We start from the raw sequence: 21966 nt of genomic DNA on the forward strand, positions 1-21966 counted from the left end.
TTATGAGGGGTGACGAGGGGACGGGGGGACGGGGGGACGGGCGAATTATGAATGATGAGTGATGAATTATGAATTATGAGGGGTGACGAGGGGACTGGGGGACGGGGGGACGGGCGAATTACGAATTACGAATTACGAATTACGAATTACACCCGTGCTAGCGACCGGCGACGGGCTGGTGAGTTTGAACGACAGTGCTGCCGTTATAAACCACTAGGGGTAAACCGGCTCGATCGCTAATCGCATTGAGCGCGCGTTCAAATCCGTAAACGTGCTCTAACAGTTGCACCTGGGTTTTAGCATCGCGCTTACTTTGAGCGGTTGCGGCGGAGGTACGAACCCGATAAACGTAAGTTGGCGTTAGGTACACCTGAATAACCTTTTGGTCAACAGTAAAGTTACAAATCTTCGTGTTTTGGGTGCAGAGTTGAGCGAGATCGGTGCGAATTTGCTGAAGTTTCATGGCAGTTTGGAGCGCTGCTTCAGCTTGACTCAGTTCGGTGCTGTAGGTTTTAGTGAGGGCTTTAGCGCGAGGTGCAAAAAAGCTTTGCTCGGAAATCTTATTAAGGATGCTAATTGCCTCGCGCCAAGAAATAACAGCAGCAGACCATTGATTTGCGTTTTCAGAAGCTTTAGCGTTTTTCCCTAGCTGTTCGGCTTTGGCTATATCGTCCTTCGCTGCATTTTCTTGCGTTCGGCGATCGCGCACGGCGGAAATTTGCGGCAAATATCCCCGCAAAGTATCCTGTGCTTCCGTATAAGCGGTACTCGTTTTAGGAACGCTCTGAAGGCGGCTCGAAACTTGCTCCCACATGGTTTCCGCCAAGCGCAATTGCTCGAAATCCGTCGCCAACTGTTGCCGAACTTCTGCCGTTTTTGCCATTTCTTTTGCGGCGCTCAAGTTTTCCCGAGCTTCGCGTTCTAAGGCAAGCCCCTGTTCGACAATGCCCAAATTGCGCTGATATTCGCCCAACTTGCGCTGAACCAACTCACCGAACTCGCTCTCGCCGCTGAGGGATTGGAGTTGCGCGATCGCCTCTTGCCAAAGTTGTTGGGCTTCTTCCCAGCGTGCGGGGGGTAACGGCGGATTTTGGGTAACATTCCCCGCGCGTGCTGCTGTTGTCATTGCCGAAACCAGGCTATCCCAACCCCGCGCAGTCTGTTCGTATTCTGCGAGTAGAGCTTGGGCTTCGTTACGATATCCCGACCAGGAGGGAATCGATCGCAACATCCGCAACGAGCGATCGAATTGCTGGCGCGCCACGATAATCGCCTGTCCCGAGGGGGGCGAGTTCGCAGTTTCGAGGGATTGCTGGGCTAACTGACGCGCGAAGGTTATTTCTGGACAGCCACGCAGGACGCAAGGGCGGCTTAGCAAATAAAGACTCAGCAAGAATACCGACAGACCGAATCCCGTTCCCCACATCGCGATCGGCAGCCAAGCGGGAGGATCGGAGGGTTGGGAATCCGCTTCGGGAGGGGTTTCTCTCAGTCCCGCGCGCGCTTCCGGCAATTCCTCAAAATCATCAAGGGCAATCTCGTCTTCGGCGGCCAACTCCGAAGTATCCTCCGCCGAGTGCGTCGGGGATTTGACTTTGACAATATGAAAAGCATAGGGTTGTTGTTGTCCCTGCATTCGCAAGTAAATTAGCCCCGTTGCTCCTGCCGTCGCGCCCGATTCCTTAAGGAGTTGCTCGAACAGGCGAAAAGCTTGATGGGGATAAGCTAATACGGGCGGGTGATGCTCGATCGTTAGCACTAGCGTCCCTTCCCGGAGATAGCAGCGGGCTTGGAGGGGAACCATTTGTGGGAAGCGCTCTTGGAGTTGCTGTTGGCACAATTGCTCTAGAGCTACAAGATCGATGGCGGGGGGCGCTGTTTTCTGCATGACAACAACAATGATTTTGCTGTAGTAGTTTAGTTTATGCCTTTTTTGTCACTTGAATGAAAACATTAAGCTTAAAGGAAGTCGATCTTTTTATACAAATCGAAATTAGGAATGGATTTACTAGAGTATCAAGCTAAAGAACTTTTTCGGGAAGTGGGCATTCCGGTTCCACCTTCTCAATATATCAATGACCCGAGACAAATGCGGCAGTTGGCGTTGTCTTATCCTTTAGTGCTGAAATCCCAAGTTCGGGCTGTTGGGCGCGCGAGGGCGGGGGGAATTCATTTTGTCGAGAATACGATCGATGCGATCGCAGCGGCGCGGGCGATTTTCAGTTTGCCGATTCGGGGACAGTTCCCGCGCTTGCTTTTAGCCGAAGCGCGTTACCCGGTGCAACAGGAACTCTTTTTAGCCGTCGCGATCGATTATCGGCTTCAGCGTCCGGTGTTGCTGGGGGCGGCGGCGCAAGATTTGAAGGGGAAGGGCGCGAGCAAGCGTTTAAAGAAGGTGACGATTGATGGGGATTTTTCTCCGTTTTACGCGCGCCGCTTAGCACTCGCGATGGGGCTGCAAAAAGAGGCGATCGCGGCGGTTTCAGGAGCGATCGCTAAAATGTATTATCTTTGGGAGAGCAAAGACCTTGATTGCGTTGAAATCAACCCCCTCGGGTTAAATGAGGGCGGCGAAATCATGGCGCTCGACGGCAAGATTACCGTCAACGATGAAGCAATTGCTCGCCATCCGGAGCTTTTAGCGCTGGCTGAGGCGGTGCAGGAAACGGAAGAGAAGGCAGCGGCGGCTGGGTCGTTGCATTGGTTCGAGAAAGGGGGCAAAATCGGCATTCTCTGTAACAGTTTGGGGGCGGGAATGGTTCTGTGGGACTTGTTGCAGCAACATAAGGGGAAACCCGCCGGCTGTTGGGCGATTGGGGCGGCGACGGGCGATCGCGTCCTCGATCCGAGGGAGTTTGCCGGTGCGATCGCAACTGGTTTGATGCAATTGCAGGAAAATCCGAAAATTGAGGTCATTTTGATCGATCTTCTCGCTAGTACGGTTTTTCTGGACGCTTTTGTCGATCGCCTGCTGGAATTGCACTCATCCAACGAATTGGGAGCGCGTCCGCGTTTGGTGGCTCGTTTAGTAGGCGAAAATGCTGCCAGTGCGATCGCGAAGCGCTCGAGGAACGACATCGCGCGCTTGGAATCCTTGCCGATTATTTGGGAGGAAGACTTGGATGAAGCCGTTGCACGAGCGATCTCGCTTTCTTAAAATTCTGGTAAACTGCACTTTCTTCTACAAACCTCGCCCTTAAAGGGACGGGGATTGACTAAATCTAATGATCTTTACACCTCATCAAACCGTATTGGTGCAGGGGATATTGACTCCCCTCGGTCGGGACTGCGCCGAACGAATGAAAGCTTACGGTACGAATGTTATTGCCGGAACGAGCGCAGGTTGGGGAGGGGAAACTTTCCAAGAGATTCCCATCTATCATTTGGTTGAAGATGCGATCGCAGCTAGCAGCGAGATTGCCACCAGTGTTATCTGCGTGCCGCCCTACGAAGTTCTCGATGCTGTCCTCGAAGCAATTGCGGCGGGCGTGCGCCAACTCATCATTTGTACTTGTAGCGTTCCCCCCGTCGATATGCTACGCGCGATTGAGAGAGCGCGCTGCGTTGATGCTCTCATCCTCGGTCCCGGTAGTGCTGGCGTTATTCTCCCCGGAGAGGTTCTCATCGGTACGCTCTCATCATCCTGTTATCATCCCGGTAATGTCGGCATTATTGCTCGTACCGATAATTTGATGGATGCGATCGCTTGGGAACTCGCCCAGGCTAAATTGGGACAGTCACTCGCGATTAATTTAGGGACGGCGGCGATTGTCGGTTCTGGGTTCCAGGAATGGTTGCCTATCTTAGAGCGCGACAAACGCACCGAAGCCATCGTCGTCCTCGATCTCGATGCAAGCGGGAACAGTGCGGATCTTCTCGAAGCCCTTGGAGCCGAACTCCAAAAGCCCGTCGTTGCGTTTATCGCTGGCACTCATCTGCCCTATCCCGAAAGCCACAGCGATGGTGCTTTTATCTTAGCGGACTATCTGGCGCGATCGGCTTTAAGTTCCAATCGTGCTGAGGCAAAAGTTACCGCACTGAAAAAAGGAAAAGTGACAGTTGCCAATCGTCCCTCGCAAGTGGTCAGTTGTATTAAGAAGATCTTGCGGAAAAAGGGAGATCTGTCTTAAGCTAACACCCATCTCCTTCTACTAGAAATTATCAATTTACCCTATGAATCAAGCTGAATTTTTGACTCAGATCGATGAAATTGTCGCGCAACATCACTTACTCCAACATCCCTTCTACCAAAGCTGGACGGAAGGCACATTGTCCTTGACAAGCTTGCAAGAATATGCTTGTGAATATTACCATCAAGTTCGCAATTTTCCGACTTATGTAAGTGCGACTCATGCAGCTTGCGACGACTTAGAAATTCGTCAAATGTTGTTGGAAAACTTAATGGAAGAAGAGCGCGGAAATGCCAACCATCCCGAATTATGGTTGCGTTTCGCTGAGGGATTGGGAGTAGCGCGCGATCGCGTCTTAGATCGCGACTACCACGAAAAAACCCGCGAATCCGTGCGCGTCCTCAAAACCCTCGCGCGCAGCGAAGAACCCGCTCGCGGATTAGCCGCACTCTACGCCTACGAATCGCAAATTCCCGAAGTTTCCACCACCAAAATTGCCGGACTGAAGGAGTATTACGACGTTGATTCCGATCGCGCCTTGTCTTTCTTCAGCGTTCACGAAAAAGCTGACGAAATTCACAGCCAAATGACTCGCGAAGCCTTGGCTAAATTGTGCCAAACCGAAGCGCAACAACAACAAGCCCTCGAAGCAACGAAAGAAGCCGTTGTTGCCTTGAACTTGTTGTTAGATGGCGTTTACGAAAGCTATTGCTAATCCCGATTCTAAAGGTAAGGGCATAGCAATGCTATGCCCTCTTTAAATCTTACTGATTTAACACATCTTTTTTGTGTTGGGGAGCCGCAGCAATTGCAGCGACTTCTGCTAGTTGTTCCTCAGAAACTCCCATCTCTTTTAACGTTTCCAGCAAATTTTCTGCCACAGCATCGAAATGTTCGCTATTTAAACCTTGCTGCTCGACTAATTCTTGATGGGCTTCGCGCATATAGCGCCCGTCATATTTGTCAGTCCCGCCGAAAGCATAGGTGAGAAAGGCTTTCTGATGCGCTCGCTGTTTGACCATATCGGTGTTAGCGAAGAAGTGCTTGATACGATTGTCTTTCAAAACGCGATCGTAGAATTTATCGACAGCAAGATCGACAGCGGCTGCACCGCCTAATTTTTTATACAAAGTGGTCATTTTTTTTGCTTTTGTTGAAAGTTGCTCGATCGCAATTAAACTCAAAATCGAAGATTAACGCTTCCCTGTTTCTAGAAGCTTGGAAAACTCCGATATCGTTCAGCTTAGGAGAAACGCGCTTGTAAAGCTTTGACTTAAGTCAAATCCACTTGGGGAAAACAAGCTAAGATAGACTACTTGTATGTTCGCTGGCTTTAGGAGGACTGTCCACCTCATCCTACTCTCAATCTCGCGCTCTCTGCGGTGAAATGAGGATGAAAGAGATGCGCGAAGCGGTGGGGACGAGATCGTACTCCCTGCTATACCTCGAAGAGCGATCGCGATACTTGAGACTGTCGAATAATAGACAACAAAGTTCCCATCTTGAGTTGCTTATGGTTTGGAATCGGAACTGTAATTGTTGTTTCTTCCGTGCGCTTTTGCATGGCAATATGACTGCCTCTCTGTCGAACCCGCACAAAACCTTATTGCTCTAAAAGTTTACAAACTTCCAAACCTGAAAAGGTTCTGAGCTTACCCAATGTTAACCTCCAGTCGGGTAATAAAGACTTCTAATTTCAGTCGAGAAGCAATTTCTGTCGGGTCTGCTACTTCAAAAAAAAGTTCAATCGCCTCAATCAAATTTTTTCGGGCATCTTCTACCGTTTCGCCTTGACTAGCGATGTCGAGTTCGGGACATAGCGATACATAGCCGTCGTCTTCCCGTTCGATTAAAGCGGTGAATTGCTGACTTTGCTTCATTCCAAATCTCCCTGCTCCCACATTCGACACTTGTAGCGGAGGTTGTGTCTTTGATACAGCAGTAATATAGCAGAATTCGGACAAGAATGCTTGCACGCCCGTCGGGTTCTTGTTTATGCGATCGCCTTGTGAAATCATCGCCCCCCGCGATCGCTCTGAAGAGAAATGCCCGCCTCATTTTACTCGAAATCTCGCGCTCTCTGGTGAAATATAGGACGCGAGCTTTAACGCGTGAAATAACTGCGAAAAGATGCTGGTTCAGCAGCGTGGAGAAAGAAAACTCGATAATGCTTCGACTTCAGTCAAATTCGCTTGGGGAAAACAAGCTAAGATAGACTACTTGTATGCTTCGAGATGCTAATGCGCGCACGCGAAACTCACCCCCTACAACGCCTCCTCCACTACGGACGCAACTATCGCCCCTTAATTTGGCAGGCGACGATTTGTTCGATTCTCAACAAATCTTTCGATCTCGCGCCGCCGGTTCTCATTGGGGTGGCAGTGGATGTGGTCGTTAATAAGAAGGATTCCCTAATCGCGCGTTGGGGAATTACCGATACGTTCCAGCAACTCCTGATTCTCACTCTCCTCACCGCCCTAATTTGGGCTTTAGAATCGATTACGGAGTACGCTCACAATCGCCTCTGGCGCAATTTAGCACAAAATGTTCAGCACGATTTGCGCCTGGATAGCTACAGCCACCTGCAAGATTTAGATTTAGCCTTTTTTGAGGAAGGCAGTACCGGCGGCTTGCTGTCGATTCTCAACGACGATATCAACCAACTCGAACGCTTCCTCGATGTCGGTGCGATGGAATTGCTGCACCTTTCAACAACGGTGGTGGTTATCGGGATTGGGTTTATGTTCGCCGCACCTAATGTGGCTTGGATGACGATGCTTCCCATGCCAGTTATTATTTGGGGATCGATCGCGTTCCAAAAGCGCCTTGCACCTCGTTACGCAGAGGTTCGCGAAAAAGTCGGTTTCCTCAGCAGTCGTCTGGCGAATAACATTAGCGGTATCCTCACGATTAAAAGCTTTACCACCGAACGCTACGAAATCGAACGGTTGCGCGTCGAGAGTGAAGCTTACCGCAAAAGCAACCACCGCGCGATCGTTCTGAGTTCTGCTTTTGTGCCTTTAATTCGCTTTGCCATTTTATTCGGTTTTACGGCAACGCTGCTCATCGGCGGAATGAAAGCGGTTGATGGCACTCTAGCGGTAGGAACTTACAGCGTCCTGGTATTCATGACCCAGCGTTTATTATGGCCGCTGACGCGCCTGGGGCAAACGCTGGATTTATATCAACGGGCGATGGCTTCGACGAATCGCATTATGGACTTGCTGGATACGCCCATCGCCGCCCATCCAGGAACGCTTTCTCTGCCTTCCGTTCGCGGTGAGGTTAAGTTCGAGAATGTTACCTTCGCCTACCGCAACCGCGAACCCGTTATCAAAAACCTCTCGCTGCACGTTCCGGCGGGGAAAACCATCGGTGTTGTCGGGGCGACGGGTTCGGGAAAAAGTACGCTGGTGAAGTTGTTGTTGCGCCTGTACGAAATTCAGGAAGGCACGATAACGGTGGATGGGGTTGATATTCAGCAGGTGAATTTATACGATTTGCGCCGTTCGATGGGGTTGGTGAGTCAGGATGTATTTTTGTTCCACGGTTCGGCGTTGGAGAATATTAAGTATGGCAGTCCGGAGGCGACGTTGGAGGATGCGATCGCGGCTGCTAAAATTGCCGAAGCCCACGAGTTTATCGATAAGTTACCCCAAGGTTACGATACCATCGTCGGCGAACGCGGTCAAAAGCTCTCCGGCGGTCAACGCCAGCGCCTCGCCATCGCCCGCGCCATTCTCCGCAACCCGCCGATTTTAATCCTCGACGAGGCGACTTCTGCGGTCGATAATGAAACCGAAGCCGCGATCGCGCGTTCCCTCGAGCAAATTACCCAACATCGTACTACAATCGCGATCGCCCACCGCCTCTCCACCATCCGCAACGCCGACTGCATCTACGTCATGGAATACGGGCGCATTGTCGAGCGCGGCACTCACGAAGAACTCTTGACAAATAACGGAATTTATGCAGGGCTATGGCGCGTGCAAACGGGGGAATTGAGTCGCACTTTACATCGCTAGTCGCACTCGTCATAACATTCTCGGAAGAATATTATAGAGTAGCAGGATGGACGCAAGCGATCTCGCTCTAGCTGGTAAGTTGCGAATCGAGCGCGATCGTTAGAATTCAAAGCCAAACATCTAGGGTTGGAGTGCTTAACATTTATGCGGATCGAAAAAATTTCCGTTAAAGGTTTATTTGGAATATTCGACCATGTTATCCCATTAAACATGGACGAGCAAATGACTATAATTCACGGTCCAAACGGATTTGGCAAAACGGCAATCCTGAAAATGATAAACGGTCTCTTCAACTGTCAATACTCGATTTTTCAAAATATTCCATTTTTAGAGTTTGAGCTACAATTTGATAACGATAACAGAATACGAGTTTCCAAAGACAAAGAGCGTCATAATAAAGCTAAAAAAAAGAATCAGATATTATGTGAGTTTTATGAAAATCTATCTTCATCATCGCCTAAACAGTTTTCTCTCACGGAAAATGTAAAGGATAAAGAACGTGGTTTTCCTATCGATATTCTCGATGATGTTATCCCAGAAATTAGCAGAGTTAGTGCTAGAACCTGGAGATATATGCCGACAGGAGAAACTCTTTCATTTAATGAAGCAGTGGCACGTTTTGCGGATGCTTTATCCATTAAAATAAAGTCTAGTGGAGAACCGGAATGGTTGGAATTGGTAAAAAGCAATGTTCGTGTTCGTCTGATTGAATCTCAACGTTTATTAAATGTAGCTCGTCATCAATCTTCACGATATTACACCGAAACGCATTCAATGTTACCAACCGTCTCTGCTTACTCGGAGGAAATTTCCCAACTCATACAATCCAAATTAGCCGAATATGGCACTACATCGCAGTCCCTCGATCGCACCTTTCCGGCTCGCGCGATCGCGCAGCATAACACGACTCAATTAACAGATGAAAAACTGCGCGAACAACTTAACGAACTCGAACAGACGCGCTCTCGTTTAATCGAAGTCGGTTTATTAGATAAAGACGATAACTCGGATTTTCAGATTCAGTCTCAGAATATTGATGAAAGTACAAAGAGTATTTTATCAGTTTATGTTGATGATGTTGAAAAAAAACTTAAAGTCTTTAATGAAATTGCGGACAAAATATATTTATTGAGAAGTATCATCAATAAAAAATTCTCTTATTCTTATAAAGAAATTAATTTTAACAAAGAAAAAGGATTTGTTTTTAAAACCTTATATCCAAACTCCCTCTCTAACGAAAATACACTCTCTCCGACTGACTTATCATCCGGGGAGCAGCATGAGTTAGTTCTCCTTTACGAACTTCTATTTAAAGTAAAACCTAATACTTTAGTTCTCATTGACGAACCAGAACTTTCCCTTCATGTCGGCTGGCAGTCTAAGTTTCTAGAAGATTTGCAAGAAATCATTAAACTCGCCGATTTAGATATTTTAATGGCAACTCATTCACCCGACCTGATTCAAGACCGCTGGGATTTAACAGTGGAGTTGAAAGGGCCGGAAAAATGAGAGAATTTTTGTCTGCTGACCGCGAAGCGAATGCAATTAGGATGCGGCGCAGCACATTTTCGGGAACTTTTCTCCTTTTAGAAGGACATTCCGACAAAGTTTTTTATGACCGCTTCATCGACCGAGATATTTGTGTTTCTATTGTTCTGAATGGAAAAGTTCGAGTTATTGAGGTTTTAGAAATTTTAGAAAATTCTAGTTTCCCTGGCATTCTTGCCATTGTTGATGCCGACTTCGATCGCGTCGAAAATGTCAATCGAGCTAGCCCCAATCTTTTGCTGACCGACACGCACGACATTGAAACCCTGTTACTCGATTCACCGGCTCTGGATAAAGTTTTATTGGAGTTCGGTTCGGAGGAAAAAATCGCTAAGTTCGGCAGAGATATTAAAACTGTCTTGATTGAAGCTGCACTTCCCATCGGCTGCCTACTTTTAGTTTCAAAAATAGATGGATTAAACTTAAAATTTGAGGGAATCGGATTCAGTAAGTTTATTGATGAGAAGACCTTACGAGTAAATGAATTGAAACTTATTCAAGAAATTAAAAATAAATCTCAACTACCGGCATTAAGCACTGAAGGTCTACAGCAAAAATTAACGGCTCAAAAAAGCCTATGTTACGATTGCTTGCAAATCTGCTGTGGTCATCACTTAGTTGAAATTTTATCTTTCAGTTTGCGTAGAACCTTGGGTTCGGCTAAAGCTGATGATGTCAAGACTGACTATCTCGAACGCAGCTTAAGGCTTGCTTACGAAGCAACTTACTTTTACACGACCGGAATTTACCGTTCCGTGCAAATCTGGGAAACCAATAATCAGCCGTTTCGGGTTTTATAAGCCCGAGCGCTAAGTTATTCGTGTAGCAACATTTTGCTCTCTATTGACTGTTCGCGAAGAGCGATTCGGAAACCATCCCTAATTTCGACCCTTTAATCGAGTCGATGGGAAGTTTAGTTGATTCGATCGCGTAACTGCTGCTCTAATTCAGTAATGCGATCGCGCAGAGGAGCTATCATCTCTTCCACTTCGGTTTCTGAATAGCGAATCGGAATGTGTTGGGGACAGTTCTCGCTGGTTGCTTCCACATGGAAAAGAATGGCTCTTTCGATGTTAGCGGGATACCCTGGAACTTGCAATCGTGCAATTAATTCTGCATCCCCTTCAACAAAACTCGCTCTGCCCCAGAGTTTAATCCGTTTGCGGTGACGATAATCCATCAAAAATAGAAAGGCTTTATCGTTGCTGGAAAGATTGCCGACTGTAATGTATTGCACGTTGCCCGAAAAATCAGCAAAGCCCAATGTCTTTTCATCCAATACTTTGAGGAATCCCGGCGTACCCCCCCGAAACTGAATATAGGGATAGCCATTGGAACTGACCGTTCCCAAATAAAATCCATCCAGTCGAGCGATCGTTTCCTCAATTTTTGGGGTAATCGTATCGTTCGCTGCACCATTGGCAATATATTTCTCGTAGGTTTGACGAGACCCCCTTTGTTCCTGGGCGGCTTTGACTTCGGGCGTAAACGCAATTTCTCCAAATTTGCGAGGCATTAGACTCTCCTAAGCGGCAATCGATTCATCAACTTTTCGTTAAGAACTCTAGAGAGCGAAAGAGGGCTTAAAGCGATCGCGAATTAATTGTCCATTATCAATTAATCCTAGCCGCCCTGGGTTGCCTCGCGATCGCCAGAAGCCTGATAAGTCACTGTTTCAACCGCGCCCGGTTGCCCGAGCGGTTTCGCTTGTTCGTTGTTGTAAGCAATCACCACGCCCCCCGCATTCCCCGCGCGAATCACTAACTCTTGTTTCGCTTCCCACTTCCGCTGCTCCCCTTTCTGCAACGTTCCTTCAAACGTCGTTTTGCCATCGGCAACCACTTGCAACCAGCAATCATCCTTCAGCGTCATATCGACGACGACGGGCTGCCCCGAGGGCGGTTGTACGTTAGAAACGGGCGTAGCTTTCGGAGCGCTTTGCTCTGGGTTTGGGGCGGGTTTTTCGGCGAGCTTCGTCTCGTTTTTCGGTTTGGTTGTGGGTGCAGACTGCTGTGAAGGCGAAGTTTGGGCAACTTCTGACGGGTTGCGCCCGAGCCAGTAAGATGCGCCGCTAATCGAAGCCACTAACGCTACAACATAGACAAAGTAACCGGGAAAAGAACGATGTTTGGAGAAACGGACGTTTTTCCAAGTCGGAGTAATCCCAGCGAGTGTGTCTCCGGCAGGTAATTGATTGGCAATTTCATCGCCGTTTAGCTCCAAGGCTTCAGCGTAACGCTTAAGTAAGCCTTTAAGGTAAATAGACTGAGGTAAAACCTCTAGTTCCTTTTGTTCGATGGCTTGCAGAAGCCGCAGCGAAATGCGAGTTTCTGTGGAAATTTGCTCGAGAGGAATCTTTCGCGCTTGTCTGACTGCGCGCAGATGGGATCCTAATTGCTCGATTTTTTCTACTTGGTCGGGTTGAAAATGAGATTTTTTTAGCATACTGTAGCTCTCCTTTAGCATCTAGTGGTCAGTCGCTATAGCGTCAAGTCGAGGTTGAAGAAGATTTAAAACATTTAATTTCAAAGCTTTTTAAAAAACGAAACTCGCCTCGGGGCAAGATAGCACCATTTGGGGGTTGCAGTTGAATCGGACCGATCGCAGTACGATGAAGTTTGATGACTTCGTGACCCAGTTCGCTAGCAACTTGACGAATTTGCCGATTTCTGCCTTCATTGAGTACGATTTTTAACAGGGTGCGCCCTTGCCGCGAAGTCAGTACCTCCACCCGCGCGGGTAAGGTCGGTTTTCCCAGCAGCATTATGCCTTGTCGCCATTGTTGTAAGACCTCTTCGCTCGGATATCCTTCTACCCACACTTCGTAGGTTTTTGGTAAATGGGCGCTCGGATGGGCAATGGCTTGCGTCCACGCCCCATCATTGCTCAATAGCAATGCGCCCGTCGAGTCTACATCCAAGCGCCCGACCGGGTGAATTCCCTGTCCTTTGCGCAGTTCGGGCGGCAAGAGATCGATAACTGTTTTGCGTCCTTGGGGATCTCGGCAGGTGGAAACGACTCCAAGGGGTTTGTGGAGGAGAAGATAAACGAAATCCGGGCGATCGCGCCGTCGGATTGTTTTGCCGTCCACTTGCAGGCGATCGCGACTCAGATCGACTTTCTGCCCCAACTTAACGATTTCGCCGTTAAGACGCACGCGACCATCTAAAATTGCTTGTTCTGCTTGTCGCCGCGAGGCAATACCCCACCGAGCGAGAACTTTTTGTACCCGTTCCTTCATGGATTGGATTGACACCGAGCGAGAGTAAACAATGCAGCACCCACAAGCGATAACGAGATAAACTTCAATTTAACTATGTACAAATATTACAAGAAGATTGTACGGTCTTGGGAATTGTCTTTAGAAACAGTCAGTCCCAATTTTTATCTTTCCAAAGTTTAATGACAACTCAATCTACCCCCCATCTCATCGGCAAAATCTTGGCTCCAGCAATCCAGCTTTGGTTGCGATCGCAGCTTGACGGTACGGACAACCTCAAAATTTCCATCTCCGGACGCAATCGAGAAATTGTACGCGGGTACATTCCCAGTGTCTCTTTAGCCGCAAATCGCGCTATCTATCAAGGATTACATTTTTCCCAAGTCCAGTTTGCGGGGAATAATATCCGCATTAACCTCCCTCAAGTGTTGAAAGGTCAACCGCTTTGCTTGCTGGAAACGATCGCGGTTTCGGGGGAAGCGGTTCTCGAACAAGCCGATTTGCAAGCTTCCTTACCCTCTCCGCTTCTGCAAACCGCGCTGAAAGATTTACTCTCAACTTTAATTGCAGCAGCCGGAAACGCCCCAACCCAACCTACTTTACAGGATTGGCAAATCGATTGGCAGAACGCTACGATCGCAAGCGATCGCATCGCGTTCCAAGGCATTGTAACAAATCTTGATAAAAATTCTCAAGCGATCGGCTTATCGGCACGGCTCGCACTCCAGAACGAAAATACACTGCGACTGCACGATGTCGCGATCGATGCGTCCTCGCTTGTTCCCGCGCTCGCGCTCGAAGAATTTAATATCGATCTGGGATCGGATGTGAAAATATCTTCCCTCGAATTGCATCCCGGTCGAGTTTCTTTGCAAGTCGCGATCGCGGTTAACCCTTGAAAATAAATAATGAATAGTGAATAGTGAATAAGGAAGAGGGTGAATCGTTCCTTGATAATGAATAGTGAATAATAAATAAGGAAGAGGGTGAATCGTTATGAGTTTGGAGTCAAATAGTGTGGATTTAGTAACATCTGCTGAAAATGAATCGGGTTTAACGCCAGAACAATACAAACGTAAAATGCAGCGCCGCAAGGAAGTTCAAGAACAGCGCTTACAGGAAAAATCAAAGGAAAAGGGTTTAATTATCGTCAATACCGGCAACGGAAAAGGAAAAACAACCGCAGCTTTAGGTATAGTGTTGCGCTCCCTCGGACATGGCTACCGCGTCGCGATTATTCAGTTTATCAAAGGCGCTTGGGAACCGGCAGAAAAAGCCGCTTTCCAGCATTGGCCATCGGAACAACTGGTATTTCGCGCAATGGGGGAAGGCTTTACTTGGGAAACCCAAGATCGCGATCGCGATATCCAAAAAGCCACAGAAGCCTGGAACGCCGCCCTCGAATATATCCGCGATCCCAACTATCAATTAGTTCTCCTTGATGAAGTCAATGTCGCCCTAAAACTCGGCTATCTCGATATTGAAACCGTCCTCAACGGACTCGCCCAAAAACCAGAATCCAGTCACGTTATTCTCACCGGCAGAGGAGCACCGCCTGCGTTAATTGAGTCCGCAGATTTAGTAACAGAAATGACACTGATTAAACATCCTTTCCGCGAGCAAGGTATTAAAGCTCAGCCTGGAATTGAGTTTTAAAATCGAATAAAGATCGAACCTGCCGATCGATTCCACTCCAAAGGCTTCTAGCGGCTCGTCGATCTAGATTGCGTGCGGTTGTTGTTTTATCAGTCTCAATCGCTCGCTGGTTTTACCTTGTTTTAGCAATTTCTAGCTCTTGTCTTTAAATATCGCCTTGCTCGGTAAGCATCTGTTGCTCATAGTCTGTAATGATGCTCCGAATGTCCTCGGCAGCAATATCGACTTGTTCGGATTTTGTGTAAACCGTTAGCAAAATAATTCCTGTTGCTGTTTTGACGTAGTAAATTAAACGATAGCCACCACTTTTACCTTTTTGAGCGTCACTATTTAGGACTCTCAACTTGAAAACTGTATAGCCAACCCCAGGTACTCGCGCTCCGAGTAACTCCCCCTGTTGAAGTTTTTTGATAACGGCTTGTATGTCATTGCGAATACTGCGATATTTCTTAGCAAGAGTGCGTAGATTTTGTTTAAACGTTTGCGAAGCTTCAACTTGAATCAAAGACCGCTCAACCATCTTCAATACCTTCCCAAAGTTGAGCTACTGGAATAGTTTGTCCAGTCATGGCTTCATGCCAAGCTTGACGGAAATCTGCTAAGACTTCTGCTTGAGATCGATTGTCTAGAACTTCTTCTTCAGGGATCAGCACAATAACTTCTACTCGGCTATTTTCCTCAATTAAAAGTGGACGATCTAAAGTGAGTTGTCCCCGATCGTTAATTGTTGCCATAACTTTAAGTGCTTTCATGATTCCTCCCAGATGGTTTAAGTAGTAGTAGTTTTTAGACCAAGCCTTAAAAAATTGGGTAATACCAATTCTTATTTATTTTGCACGATTTCTTAAGAGGGCATAGCACTGCGGCTACCCTTACAGCTTAATACTATGTAATAGCCTATCTACCTATCGGCTCTGCTTTTCCTTGCCAAAATGGTTAAAGTACCTTGCCCCATCGACAGTAACGTCGCAAGTAACGCTTGGGGCGATCTCGCTCTAAAGGGGGTTGTGGAATTGGTTGACCTGCGTAGGGCGATGGATTCCTTGGCGTTGAAGCAGATTTTAAGCAATAAACAGTAAAATAGACGAAACGTTACAAACTTTATTAAGAAATCACAGAAAGCAATTATGTCAGTTTTGGCAGCGATCGCGGTTCTCGGGCTTTTGATTGTCGTTCACGAACTCGGTCACTTTTTTGCGGCGCGCTGGCAGCAAATCCGCGTTAACCGCTTCTCTATTGGTTTTGGTCCGGTGTTGTTGAAGTACCAGGGCAGCGAAACCGAATACGCCCTACGCGCCTTCCCCTTGGGCGGATATGTGGGTTTCCCCGACGACGACCCCGACAGCAAAATTCCGCCTAACGATCCCGATTTAATGAGTAATCGCCCCGTATTAGACCGCGCGATTGTCATCAGTGCTGGCGTAATTGCCAATCTCATCTTCGCTTACTTTTTACTGGTCTCGCAAGCAGCCATTGTCGGCGTTCCCGATGGTTTTAGCTATCAACCCGGCGTAATGGTGACGCAGGTTTTGAGTCAAGATTCGCCCGCCGCTGCCGCGAAGTTACAACCGGGCGATATTATTGTTGCGATCGACAACCGCACCTTGGGCGCATCCTCGGAAGCGGCTGCTACCTTTAAAGAAATTGTCGAACAATCGGCGAATCGCCCTTTACCCGTGACAATTTCCCGCAACAGTCAACCCCTTTCCCTCACCATCACCCCCAACACCGATAGCAGCGGTAAAGGTAAAATCGGCATTGGCTTAGCGCCCAATCGTTTGGTATCGCGCCACCATCCGGCAAATATCTTTCAAGCTTTCCGCATCGGTGCTGAAGAGTTTCAGAACGTGGTGTTTTTAACCGTCAAAGGGTTCGCGCAACTGATTGGTAACTTTGGGGAAACCGCCAAACAAGTCGCCGGTCCGGTCGCGATTGTCGATATTGGTGCAAGAATGGCGCAATCCGACGCAAGCAGCCTGTTTCAGTTCGGCGCGCTGATTAGCATCAACTTAGCGATTATCAATATTCTGCCTTTACCCGCCCTGGATGGCGGTCAATTAGCGTTCTTGTTAATTGAAGGATTGCGCGGCAAACCGCTTCCCGGTCGCATCCAAGAAAGCATTATGCGTGGCGGATTGGTGCTGCTGCTGGGTTTGGGGATGTTTTTAATCGTGCGGGATACGTTTAACTTAACTGCGATTCAACAACTGTTTCAATAAGCTATGGCAACGCGCAAGTTAGCGGCTGCGGAATCGCGTTATAACGATACGCGCCGCGAAGCGGATTCTACCCGCGCGATCGCGATTTTAACTCGCCTCAAGCGCGAATATCCCGACGCGACGTGCAGCCTTAACTACCAAACGCCCGTCCAGCTTTTAGTCGCAACCATCCTCTCCGCCCAATGCACCGACGAACGGGTGAATCAAGTCACGCCTGCTTTATTCGCCCGTTTTCCCGATGCGCCCGCCCTCGCTGCTGCCGATCGCGCTGAGTTAGAAACTCTCATTCGGTCTACGGGTTTTTACCGAAATAAAGCCAAAAATATTCAAGGCGCTTGCCAAAAGATTGTCACTGAGTTTAAGGGCGAAGTGCCGCGATCGATGCCGGAATTGCTCTCTCTGCCTGGAGTTGCGCGCAAAACCGCCAACGTTGTCCTCGCCCACGCCTTTGGTATCCTCGAAGGCGTAACCGTCGATACCCACGTCAAACGACTCAGCCAGCGCCTCGGACTCACGGAAAATACCGATCCAGTTCGCATCGAGCGCGATTTAATGGCGCTATTGCCGCAACCCGACTGGGAAAACTGGTCGATTCGCCTGATTTATCACGGTCGCGCTGTCTGTAACGCCCGCAAGCCAAAGTGCGAGGTTTGCGTTCTGGCGGATCTTTGCCTGGGGAGGGAGAGGGGGTGATGCGCTTCGGCTTCGCTCAGCGTACCAGGTGACGGGGTGAAATAATAACGATGGGTTTGACCTTATCTACACACCTCCTAAGAATGCCTGAAACCACCATTTATTCCGAGGTTTACTTTACGCCTAACGCACCCTACGAAAGAGTGAAAGTAGTAAAAGTAGGGTGTGTTAGCGAAGCGTAACGCACCGTCTACGTTACGGCGCGCGGAAACAATTTCTTCCCTTTTTCCAAGGTTTAGCTCGCGCCTAACGCACCTTACGAAAGCAGTGAAAGTAGGGTGTGTTAGCGAAGCGTAACGCACCGTCTATGTTACGGTGCGCGGAAAATTTCTTCCCTTTTTCCAAGGTTTAGAAAGTTTTGGTGCGTTACGGCGCGTGGAAAATTTCTTCCTTTTATTCCAAGGTTTATATCGCACCTAACGCACCCCACAAAAAAGCTTAGGGGAAACAAACTTCGTCTCCCCAAGCTATTAAATTTGGACAAATGTTATCAATTGTCCATTATCAATTATCTCACCGTTCCGCGCAGCGATTCGGCATCAATAGGTTTGATGAGATACAAGCGCAACATATCACCTAAAATTCCTAAAGTTAAAGGAAGTTTGCGGAAGAATTTAACGACTTTGGGTGCGCCCGTTGCTTCAATGGCTTTCAGTTTAAGATTGCGATCGCTGCATCGATAAACCCGCGAGAAAAATTCGGGATGCTCTACGTTTAAAATGGTGGGGAAGGCTCGCGCTGCTGTTTCGTTGGTTTTACGAATCACCTGCATATCGAACTTTTTGGCATCGATTCCCAAGGATTCATAGAAATCGGCGCGCTCGTCTACGGTTAAGGAGTGGGTGACAAAGACGGTGAGTAAGAAAAATCTCGACCACAATCTGCCTTTCCAAGTCTTCCACATCGATTTCTGCGATCGCAACAAAGCATTGAAGATATCCCCGTGGCGATTTTCATCTTGGCACCAACTCTCAAACATCCGGAACAGCGGATAAAACTGGAGTTCGGGATGTTGCTCTAAGTGGCGATACATGAGAATATAGCGCCAGTAACCGATTTTTTCTGATAAATAAACTGCGTAAATAATCCATTCCGGTTTAAAGAAGGTATAACTGCGATTTTTGGTTAAATGTCCCAAATCCAGCGAGATATTAAAGTCGCTCATCGCTTTGTTCAAAAATCCGGCGTGACGCGCTTCATCGCGAGCCATCAGTTGGAATATTTCCGCTAAAATTGGGTTTCTATCTTTCAATTTACGCGACAGTTCTTTAAACAGGAGAAACCCTGAAAACTCCGACGTGCAGGAGCGTTCTAAAAAGTCTACGAAAGCGCGGCGCGTGGTTTCGTCGATATTGTTCCAAGATTGCTCGAACTCTTCGTCGCGCACGAAATGGTAGCGGTTGTAGTCGGCGCGCATTTCTTCAAGCATCGCTTGTAATTCCGCTTCTTGCGCGGAAATGTCCATGTTAGCGACAGCATCGAAGTCTGTGGTGTAAAAGCGAGGGGTAAGAAGGGTTTCTTCGACCGCTTGGATCTTTTCTGCGTCGGGTTTAGAGAGGGTACTAACCATGTCAATCCATTAATCGCTTGATAGTTATATTAACTTATAAGCGTTTTGCAGTTTTGGCTAGTCTTATGGGCAAAGGTTTACAAATCGCAACTTTGGAAGGGTGAAGGTCAGGGTATCGGTGTTAGCCTAGATAATACGAATTGACTTTTTTGGCGAGAGGGAGTAATGTAGTTAGGTTTGCTCGATGACAGAGCTTGCCCTTCACCTAGGCTTATTATTTCGATCGCAACCAGCGATGGCGAAGGTTGCCATTTGAAGCGGAATCAAAACTGCTCCTGCTGCTTGCCAAGCAATCTATACATTGCCTCCGGGAAACCGAGAACTGACAACTGAGGCACAGCTTTGCTGTGAGCCTGTGCTAGAATCAACCATACACGGGCAAGCAGCAGGTGATGAAATAAGGATATGTTTGAACGCTTCACAGAAAAAGCCATTAAGGTGATTATGTTAGCCCAGGAAGAGGCACGTCGCCTGGGTCATAACTTCGTTGGAACCGAGCAAATCCTCTTGGGTTTGATTGGGGAAGGAACGGGTGTAGCGGCCAAAGTTCTCAAGTCAATGGGAGTGAATCTCAAGGATGCTCGCATTGAAGTTGAGAAAATCATCGGTCGCGGTTCTGGGTTCGTAGCGGTAGAAATTCCGTTCACGCCTCGGGCGAAGCGCGTTCTCGAACTATCCCTCGAAGAAGCTCGCCAACTCGGTCACAATTATATCGGCACCGAACACCTCCTTCTCGGTTTGATTCGGGAAGGGGAGGGGGTTGCGGCGAGGGTACTTGAAAATTTAGGAGTCGATTTATCCAAGGTTCGCACCCAGGTAATCCGGATGTTGGGCGAAACCGCCGAAGCTGCGGTCGGCCCGAGTTCGGGTAGAACCAAAACGCCGACGTTGGATGAATTCGGGACTAACCTCACGAACCTCGCGGGCGAAGGCAAGCTGGATCCCGTTGTCGGGCGGATGAAAGAAATCGAGCGGGTGATTCAAATCCTCGGTCGTCGTACCAAGAATAACCCAGTGTTGATCGGGGAACCGGGCGTGGGTAAAACCGCGATCGCCGAAGGACTCGCCCAACGCATCGCCAATAAAGACATCCCCGACATCCTCGAAGAAAAGCGCGTCGTTACTCTCGATATCGGCTTACTCGTTGCCGGTACGAAATATCGCGGCGAATTTGAGGAACGCCTGAAAAAGATTATGGACGAAATTCGCTCCGCCGGAAATATTATTCTGGTGATCGATGAAGTTCATACCTTAATTGGGGCTGGTGCAGCAGAAGGCGCGATCGATGCGGCAAACATCCTTAAACCTGCCTTAGCGCGCGGCGAATTGCAGTGCATCGGTGCAACAACGCTCGATGAGTATCGCAAGCATATCGAACGCGATGCAGCCCTCGAGCGCCGCTTCCAACCCGTGATGGTGGGCGAACCCAGCGTAGAAGAAACCATCGAAATCCTCTATGGGTTGCGCGAACGTTACGAACAGCACCACAAACTGAAGATTCTTGACGAAGCACTCGATGCAGCGGCGAAGTTATCCGATCGCTATATTAGCGATCGCTACCTCCCCGATAAAGCGATCGACTTAATCGACGAAGCAGGTTCGCGGGTGCGTTTGATTAACTCCCAACTGCCTCCCGCAGCCAAAGAGTTAGATAAGGAACTGCGCAAAGTCCTCAAAGACAAAGACGATGCGGTGCGTTCCCAAGACTTCGATAAAGCGGGCGAACTGCGCGATCGCGAAATGGAACTGAAAGCCGAAATTCGCGCGATCGCAACCTCCAAAAAAGGTGAAGGCAGCGACAACGAAGAAGGTCCCGTCGTCGATGCGGAAGAAATCGCCCATATCGTCGCCTCTTGGACGGGCGTTCCGGTGAACAAACTCACCGAAACCGAATCCGAAAAGCTGCTGCACATGGAAGACACCCTGCACCAGCGCCTCATCGGACAAGAAGATGCCGTCAAAGCCGTTTCCCGCGCCATTCGTCGCGCCCGCGTCGGACTCAAGAACCCCAACCGTCCCATCGCTAGCTTCATCTTCTCCGGACCGACGGGTGTGGGTAAAACCGAGTTAACCAAAGCCCTCGCCGCTTACTTCTTCGGTTCTGAAGACGCGATGATCCGCTTGGATATGTCCGAGTATATGGAACGTCACACCGTCTCCAAACTCATCGGTTCGCCGCCGGGATATGTCGGTTACAACGAAGGCGGACAACTCACCGAAGCAGTGCGCCGCCGTCCTTACACCGTCGTCCTCTTCGACGAAATCGAAAAAGCGCACCCCGATGTCTTCAATATGCTGCTGCAAATCCTTGAAGATGGTCGCTTAACCGATGCTAAAGGTCGCACGGTAGACTTCAAAAATACCTTGCTGATTATGACCTCGAACATCGGCTCGAAGGTGATTGAAAAAGGTGCAAGCGGACTCGGATTCGAGCTTAATATCGACCAATCCGAATCGCAATATAACCGCATTCGCTCCTTGGTGAATGAAGAACTCAAAAACTACTTCCGTCCCGAGTTCCTCAACCGCCTCGACGAAATCATCGTTTTCCGCCAACTCAACCAAAAGGAAATCGAGGAAATCGCCGAAATCTTGCTCAAAGATGTGTTCAAACGTCTCACCGAGCAAAATATTACGCTCAACGTCACTGATAAGTTCAAGGCACTGTTAGTGAAGGAAGGGTACAACCCCAGCTACGGCGCGCGTCCGTTACGTCGGGCAATTATGCGCTTGCTTGAAGATGTTTTAGCCGAGGAAATTCTCTCCGGGCGTATTGGCGATGGCGATAGCGCTGTTGTCGATGTTAACGAAGAGGGTAAGGTGGTTGTCTCCGCTGAAGATAAACCGAAGATTTTGTTGGAAAAAGCCAATTAAATTGAAGGTTTAAGTTGACAAAAGGGGCGCA

The 21966-nt window shown here is 48.4% G+C and carries 21 protein-coding genes; 11 read left to right on the top strand and 10 right to left on the bottom strand.

Annotated elements, in window-relative coordinates:
- Positions 1-157 precede the first annotated feature (157 nt).
- On the bottom strand, positions 158-1888 hold the full coding sequence (locus H6G50_RS18950; protein ID WP_190719766.1) for a hypothetical protein: 1731 nt from the start codon (positions 1886-1888) through the stop codon (positions 158-160).
- 111 nt (positions 1889-1999) lie between these two features.
- Here H6G50_RS18950 and H6G50_RS18955 point away from each other — a divergent pair, with 111 nt between their 5' ends.
- From H6G50_RS18955 to H6G50_RS18965, 3 genes are all read left to right on the top strand, one after another.
- Positions 2000-3157 carry an ATP-grasp domain-containing protein gene (locus H6G50_RS18955; RefSeq protein ID WP_190719769.1) on the top strand — a complete coding sequence of 386 codons (1158 nt, stop codon included), beginning with the start codon at positions 2000-2002 and terminating at the stop codon, positions 3155-3157.
- Between the two features lie 67 nt (positions 3158-3224).
- Positions 3225-4130 (top strand): CoA-binding protein, encoded by a 906-nt coding sequence (locus tag H6G50_RS18960; RefSeq protein ID WP_190719771.1) that lies wholly within the window; start codon positions 3225-3227, stop codon positions 4128-4130.
- Between the two features lie 43 nt (positions 4131-4173).
- Complete coding sequence (locus tag H6G50_RS18965) at positions 4174-4845, top strand: CADD family putative folate metabolism protein (RefSeq protein WP_190719774.1); 672 nt, start codon at positions 4174-4176, stop codon at positions 4843-4845.
- 49 nt (positions 4846-4894) lie between these two features.
- On the opposite strand, the gene H6G50_RS18970 is transcribed toward H6G50_RS18965, so the two are convergent.
- The 3 genes from H6G50_RS18970 to H6G50_RS18980 all read right to left on the bottom strand — a co-directional run bounded on the left by H6G50_RS18970 (position 4895) and on the right by H6G50_RS18980 (position 6010).
- Entirely contained in the window at positions 4895-5269 is a 375-nt protein-coding gene (locus H6G50_RS18970) for a group 1 truncated hemoglobin (RefSeq protein WP_190719777.1), read from the bottom strand.
- 299 nt (positions 5270-5568) lie between these two features.
- The gene (locus H6G50_RS24270; RefSeq protein WP_347239965.1) at positions 5569-5727 is read right to left on the bottom strand and encodes a type II toxin-antitoxin system HicA family toxin; all 159 of its coding nucleotides are present in this window, start codon (positions 5725-5727) and stop codon (positions 5569-5571) included.
- Positions 5728-5782: 55 nt separating this feature from the next.
- Positions 5783-6010, bottom strand: a complete 228-nt coding sequence (locus H6G50_RS18980) for a type II toxin-antitoxin system HicB family antitoxin (protein WP_190719780.1) — start codon at positions 6008-6010, stop codon at positions 5783-5785.
- Positions 6011-6370: 360 nt separating this feature from the next.
- On the opposite strand from H6G50_RS18980, the gene H6G50_RS18985 reads away from it, so the two are divergent.
- The 3 genes from H6G50_RS18985 (at position 6371) to H6G50_RS18995 (ending at position 10503) form a co-directional block, all read left to right on the top strand.
- On the top strand, positions 6371-8155 hold the full coding sequence (locus tag H6G50_RS18985) for an ABC transporter ATP-binding protein (protein WP_190719783.1): 1785 nt from the start codon (positions 6371-6373) through the stop codon (positions 8153-8155).
- Between the two features lie 144 nt (positions 8156-8299).
- Complete coding sequence (locus H6G50_RS18990; protein WP_190719786.1) at positions 8300-9664, top strand: AAA family ATPase; 1365 nt, start codon at positions 8300-8302, stop codon at positions 9662-9664.
- Positions 9661-10503: a DUF4435 domain-containing protein gene (locus H6G50_RS18995; RefSeq protein ID WP_190719788.1), complete on the top strand. Its 843-nt coding sequence runs from the start codon at positions 9661-9663 to the stop codon at positions 10501-10503. The genes H6G50_RS18990 and H6G50_RS18995 overlap by 4 nt, the downstream gene beginning before the upstream one ends.
- A 113-nt stretch (positions 10504-10616) precedes the next feature.
- Here H6G50_RS18995 and H6G50_RS19000 read toward each other — a convergent pair whose 3' ends face one another.
- The 3 genes from H6G50_RS19000 to H6G50_RS19010 all read right to left on the bottom strand — a co-directional run bounded on the left by H6G50_RS19000 (position 10617) and on the right by H6G50_RS19010 (position 12944).
- On the bottom strand, positions 10617-11219 hold the full coding sequence (locus H6G50_RS19000) for a pyridoxamine 5'-phosphate oxidase family protein (protein WP_190719791.1): 603 nt from the start codon (positions 11217-11219) through the stop codon (positions 10617-10619).
- Positions 11220-11326: 107 nt separating this feature from the next.
- On the bottom strand, positions 11327-12148 hold the full coding sequence (locus tag H6G50_RS19005; protein ID WP_190719794.1) for a RodZ domain-containing protein: 822 nt from the start codon (positions 12146-12148) through the stop codon (positions 11327-11329).
- A 43-nt stretch (positions 12149-12191) separates the two neighbouring features.
- Positions 12192-12944, bottom strand: a complete 753-nt coding sequence (locus H6G50_RS19010; RefSeq protein WP_190719966.1) for a pseudouridine synthase — start codon at positions 12942-12944, stop codon at positions 12192-12194.
- A 161-nt stretch (positions 12945-13105) separates the two neighbouring features.
- On the opposite strand from H6G50_RS19010, the gene H6G50_RS19015 reads away from it, so the two are divergent.
- Positions 13106-13822 (top strand): DUF2993 domain-containing protein, encoded by a 717-nt coding sequence (locus H6G50_RS19015; RefSeq protein WP_190719797.1) that lies wholly within the window; start codon positions 13106-13108, stop codon positions 13820-13822.
- A 97-nt stretch (positions 13823-13919) separates the two neighbouring features.
- Positions 13920-14579 (top strand): cob(I)yrinic acid a,c-diamide adenosyltransferase, encoded by a 660-nt coding sequence (gene cobO / locus H6G50_RS19020; protein ID WP_190719800.1) that lies wholly within the window; start codon positions 13920-13922, stop codon positions 14577-14579.
- Between the two features lie 145 nt (positions 14580-14724).
- On the opposite strand, the gene H6G50_RS19025 is transcribed toward cobO, so the two are convergent.
- Both H6G50_RS19025 and H6G50_RS19030 read right to left on the bottom strand, forming a co-directional pair.
- Complete coding sequence (locus H6G50_RS19025; RefSeq protein ID WP_190719803.1) at positions 14725-15099, bottom strand: type II toxin-antitoxin system RelE/ParE family toxin; 375 nt, start codon at positions 15097-15099, stop codon at positions 14725-14727.
- On the bottom strand, positions 15092-15331 hold the full coding sequence (locus H6G50_RS19030) for a hypothetical protein (protein ID WP_190719806.1): 240 nt from the start codon (positions 15329-15331) through the stop codon (positions 15092-15094). The genes H6G50_RS19025 and H6G50_RS19030 overlap by 8 nt, the downstream gene beginning before the upstream one ends.
- Before the next feature lie 375 nt (positions 15332-15706).
- Here H6G50_RS19030 and rseP point away from each other — a divergent pair, with 375 nt between their 5' ends.
- Together rseP and nth are read left to right on the top strand one after the other, a co-directional pair.
- Complete coding sequence (rseP, locus tag H6G50_RS19035) at positions 15707-16798, top strand: RIP metalloprotease RseP (RefSeq protein ID WP_190719809.1); 1092 nt, start codon at positions 15707-15709, stop codon at positions 16796-16798.
- 3 nt (positions 16799-16801) lie between these two features.
- A complete protein-coding gene (gene nth / locus H6G50_RS19040) occupies positions 16802-17491 on the top strand; it encodes an endonuclease III (protein ID WP_190719812.1) in 690 nt (229 codons plus the stop codon).
- A 508-nt stretch (positions 17492-17999) separates the two neighbouring features.
- On the opposite strand, the gene acsF is transcribed toward nth, so the two are convergent.
- Entirely contained in the window at positions 18000-19061 is a 1062-nt protein-coding gene (acsF, locus tag H6G50_RS19045; RefSeq protein ID WP_190719815.1) for a magnesium-protoporphyrin IX monomethyl ester (oxidative) cyclase, read from the bottom strand.
- Positions 19062-19466: 405 nt separating this feature from the next.
- On the opposite strand from acsF, the gene H6G50_RS19050 reads away from it, so the two are divergent.
- Positions 19467-21935, top strand: a complete 2469-nt coding sequence (locus H6G50_RS19050; RefSeq protein WP_190719817.1) for an ATP-dependent Clp protease ATP-binding subunit — start codon at positions 19467-19469, stop codon at positions 21933-21935.
- Positions 21936-21966: the final 31 nt, after the last annotated feature.

The organism is Oscillatoria sp. FACHB-1406 (genome assembly GCF_014698145.1).
In the GTDB taxonomy this organism is placed as follows: Bacteria; Cyanobacteriota; Cyanobacteriia; order Cyanobacteriales; family Spirulinaceae; genus FACHB-1406.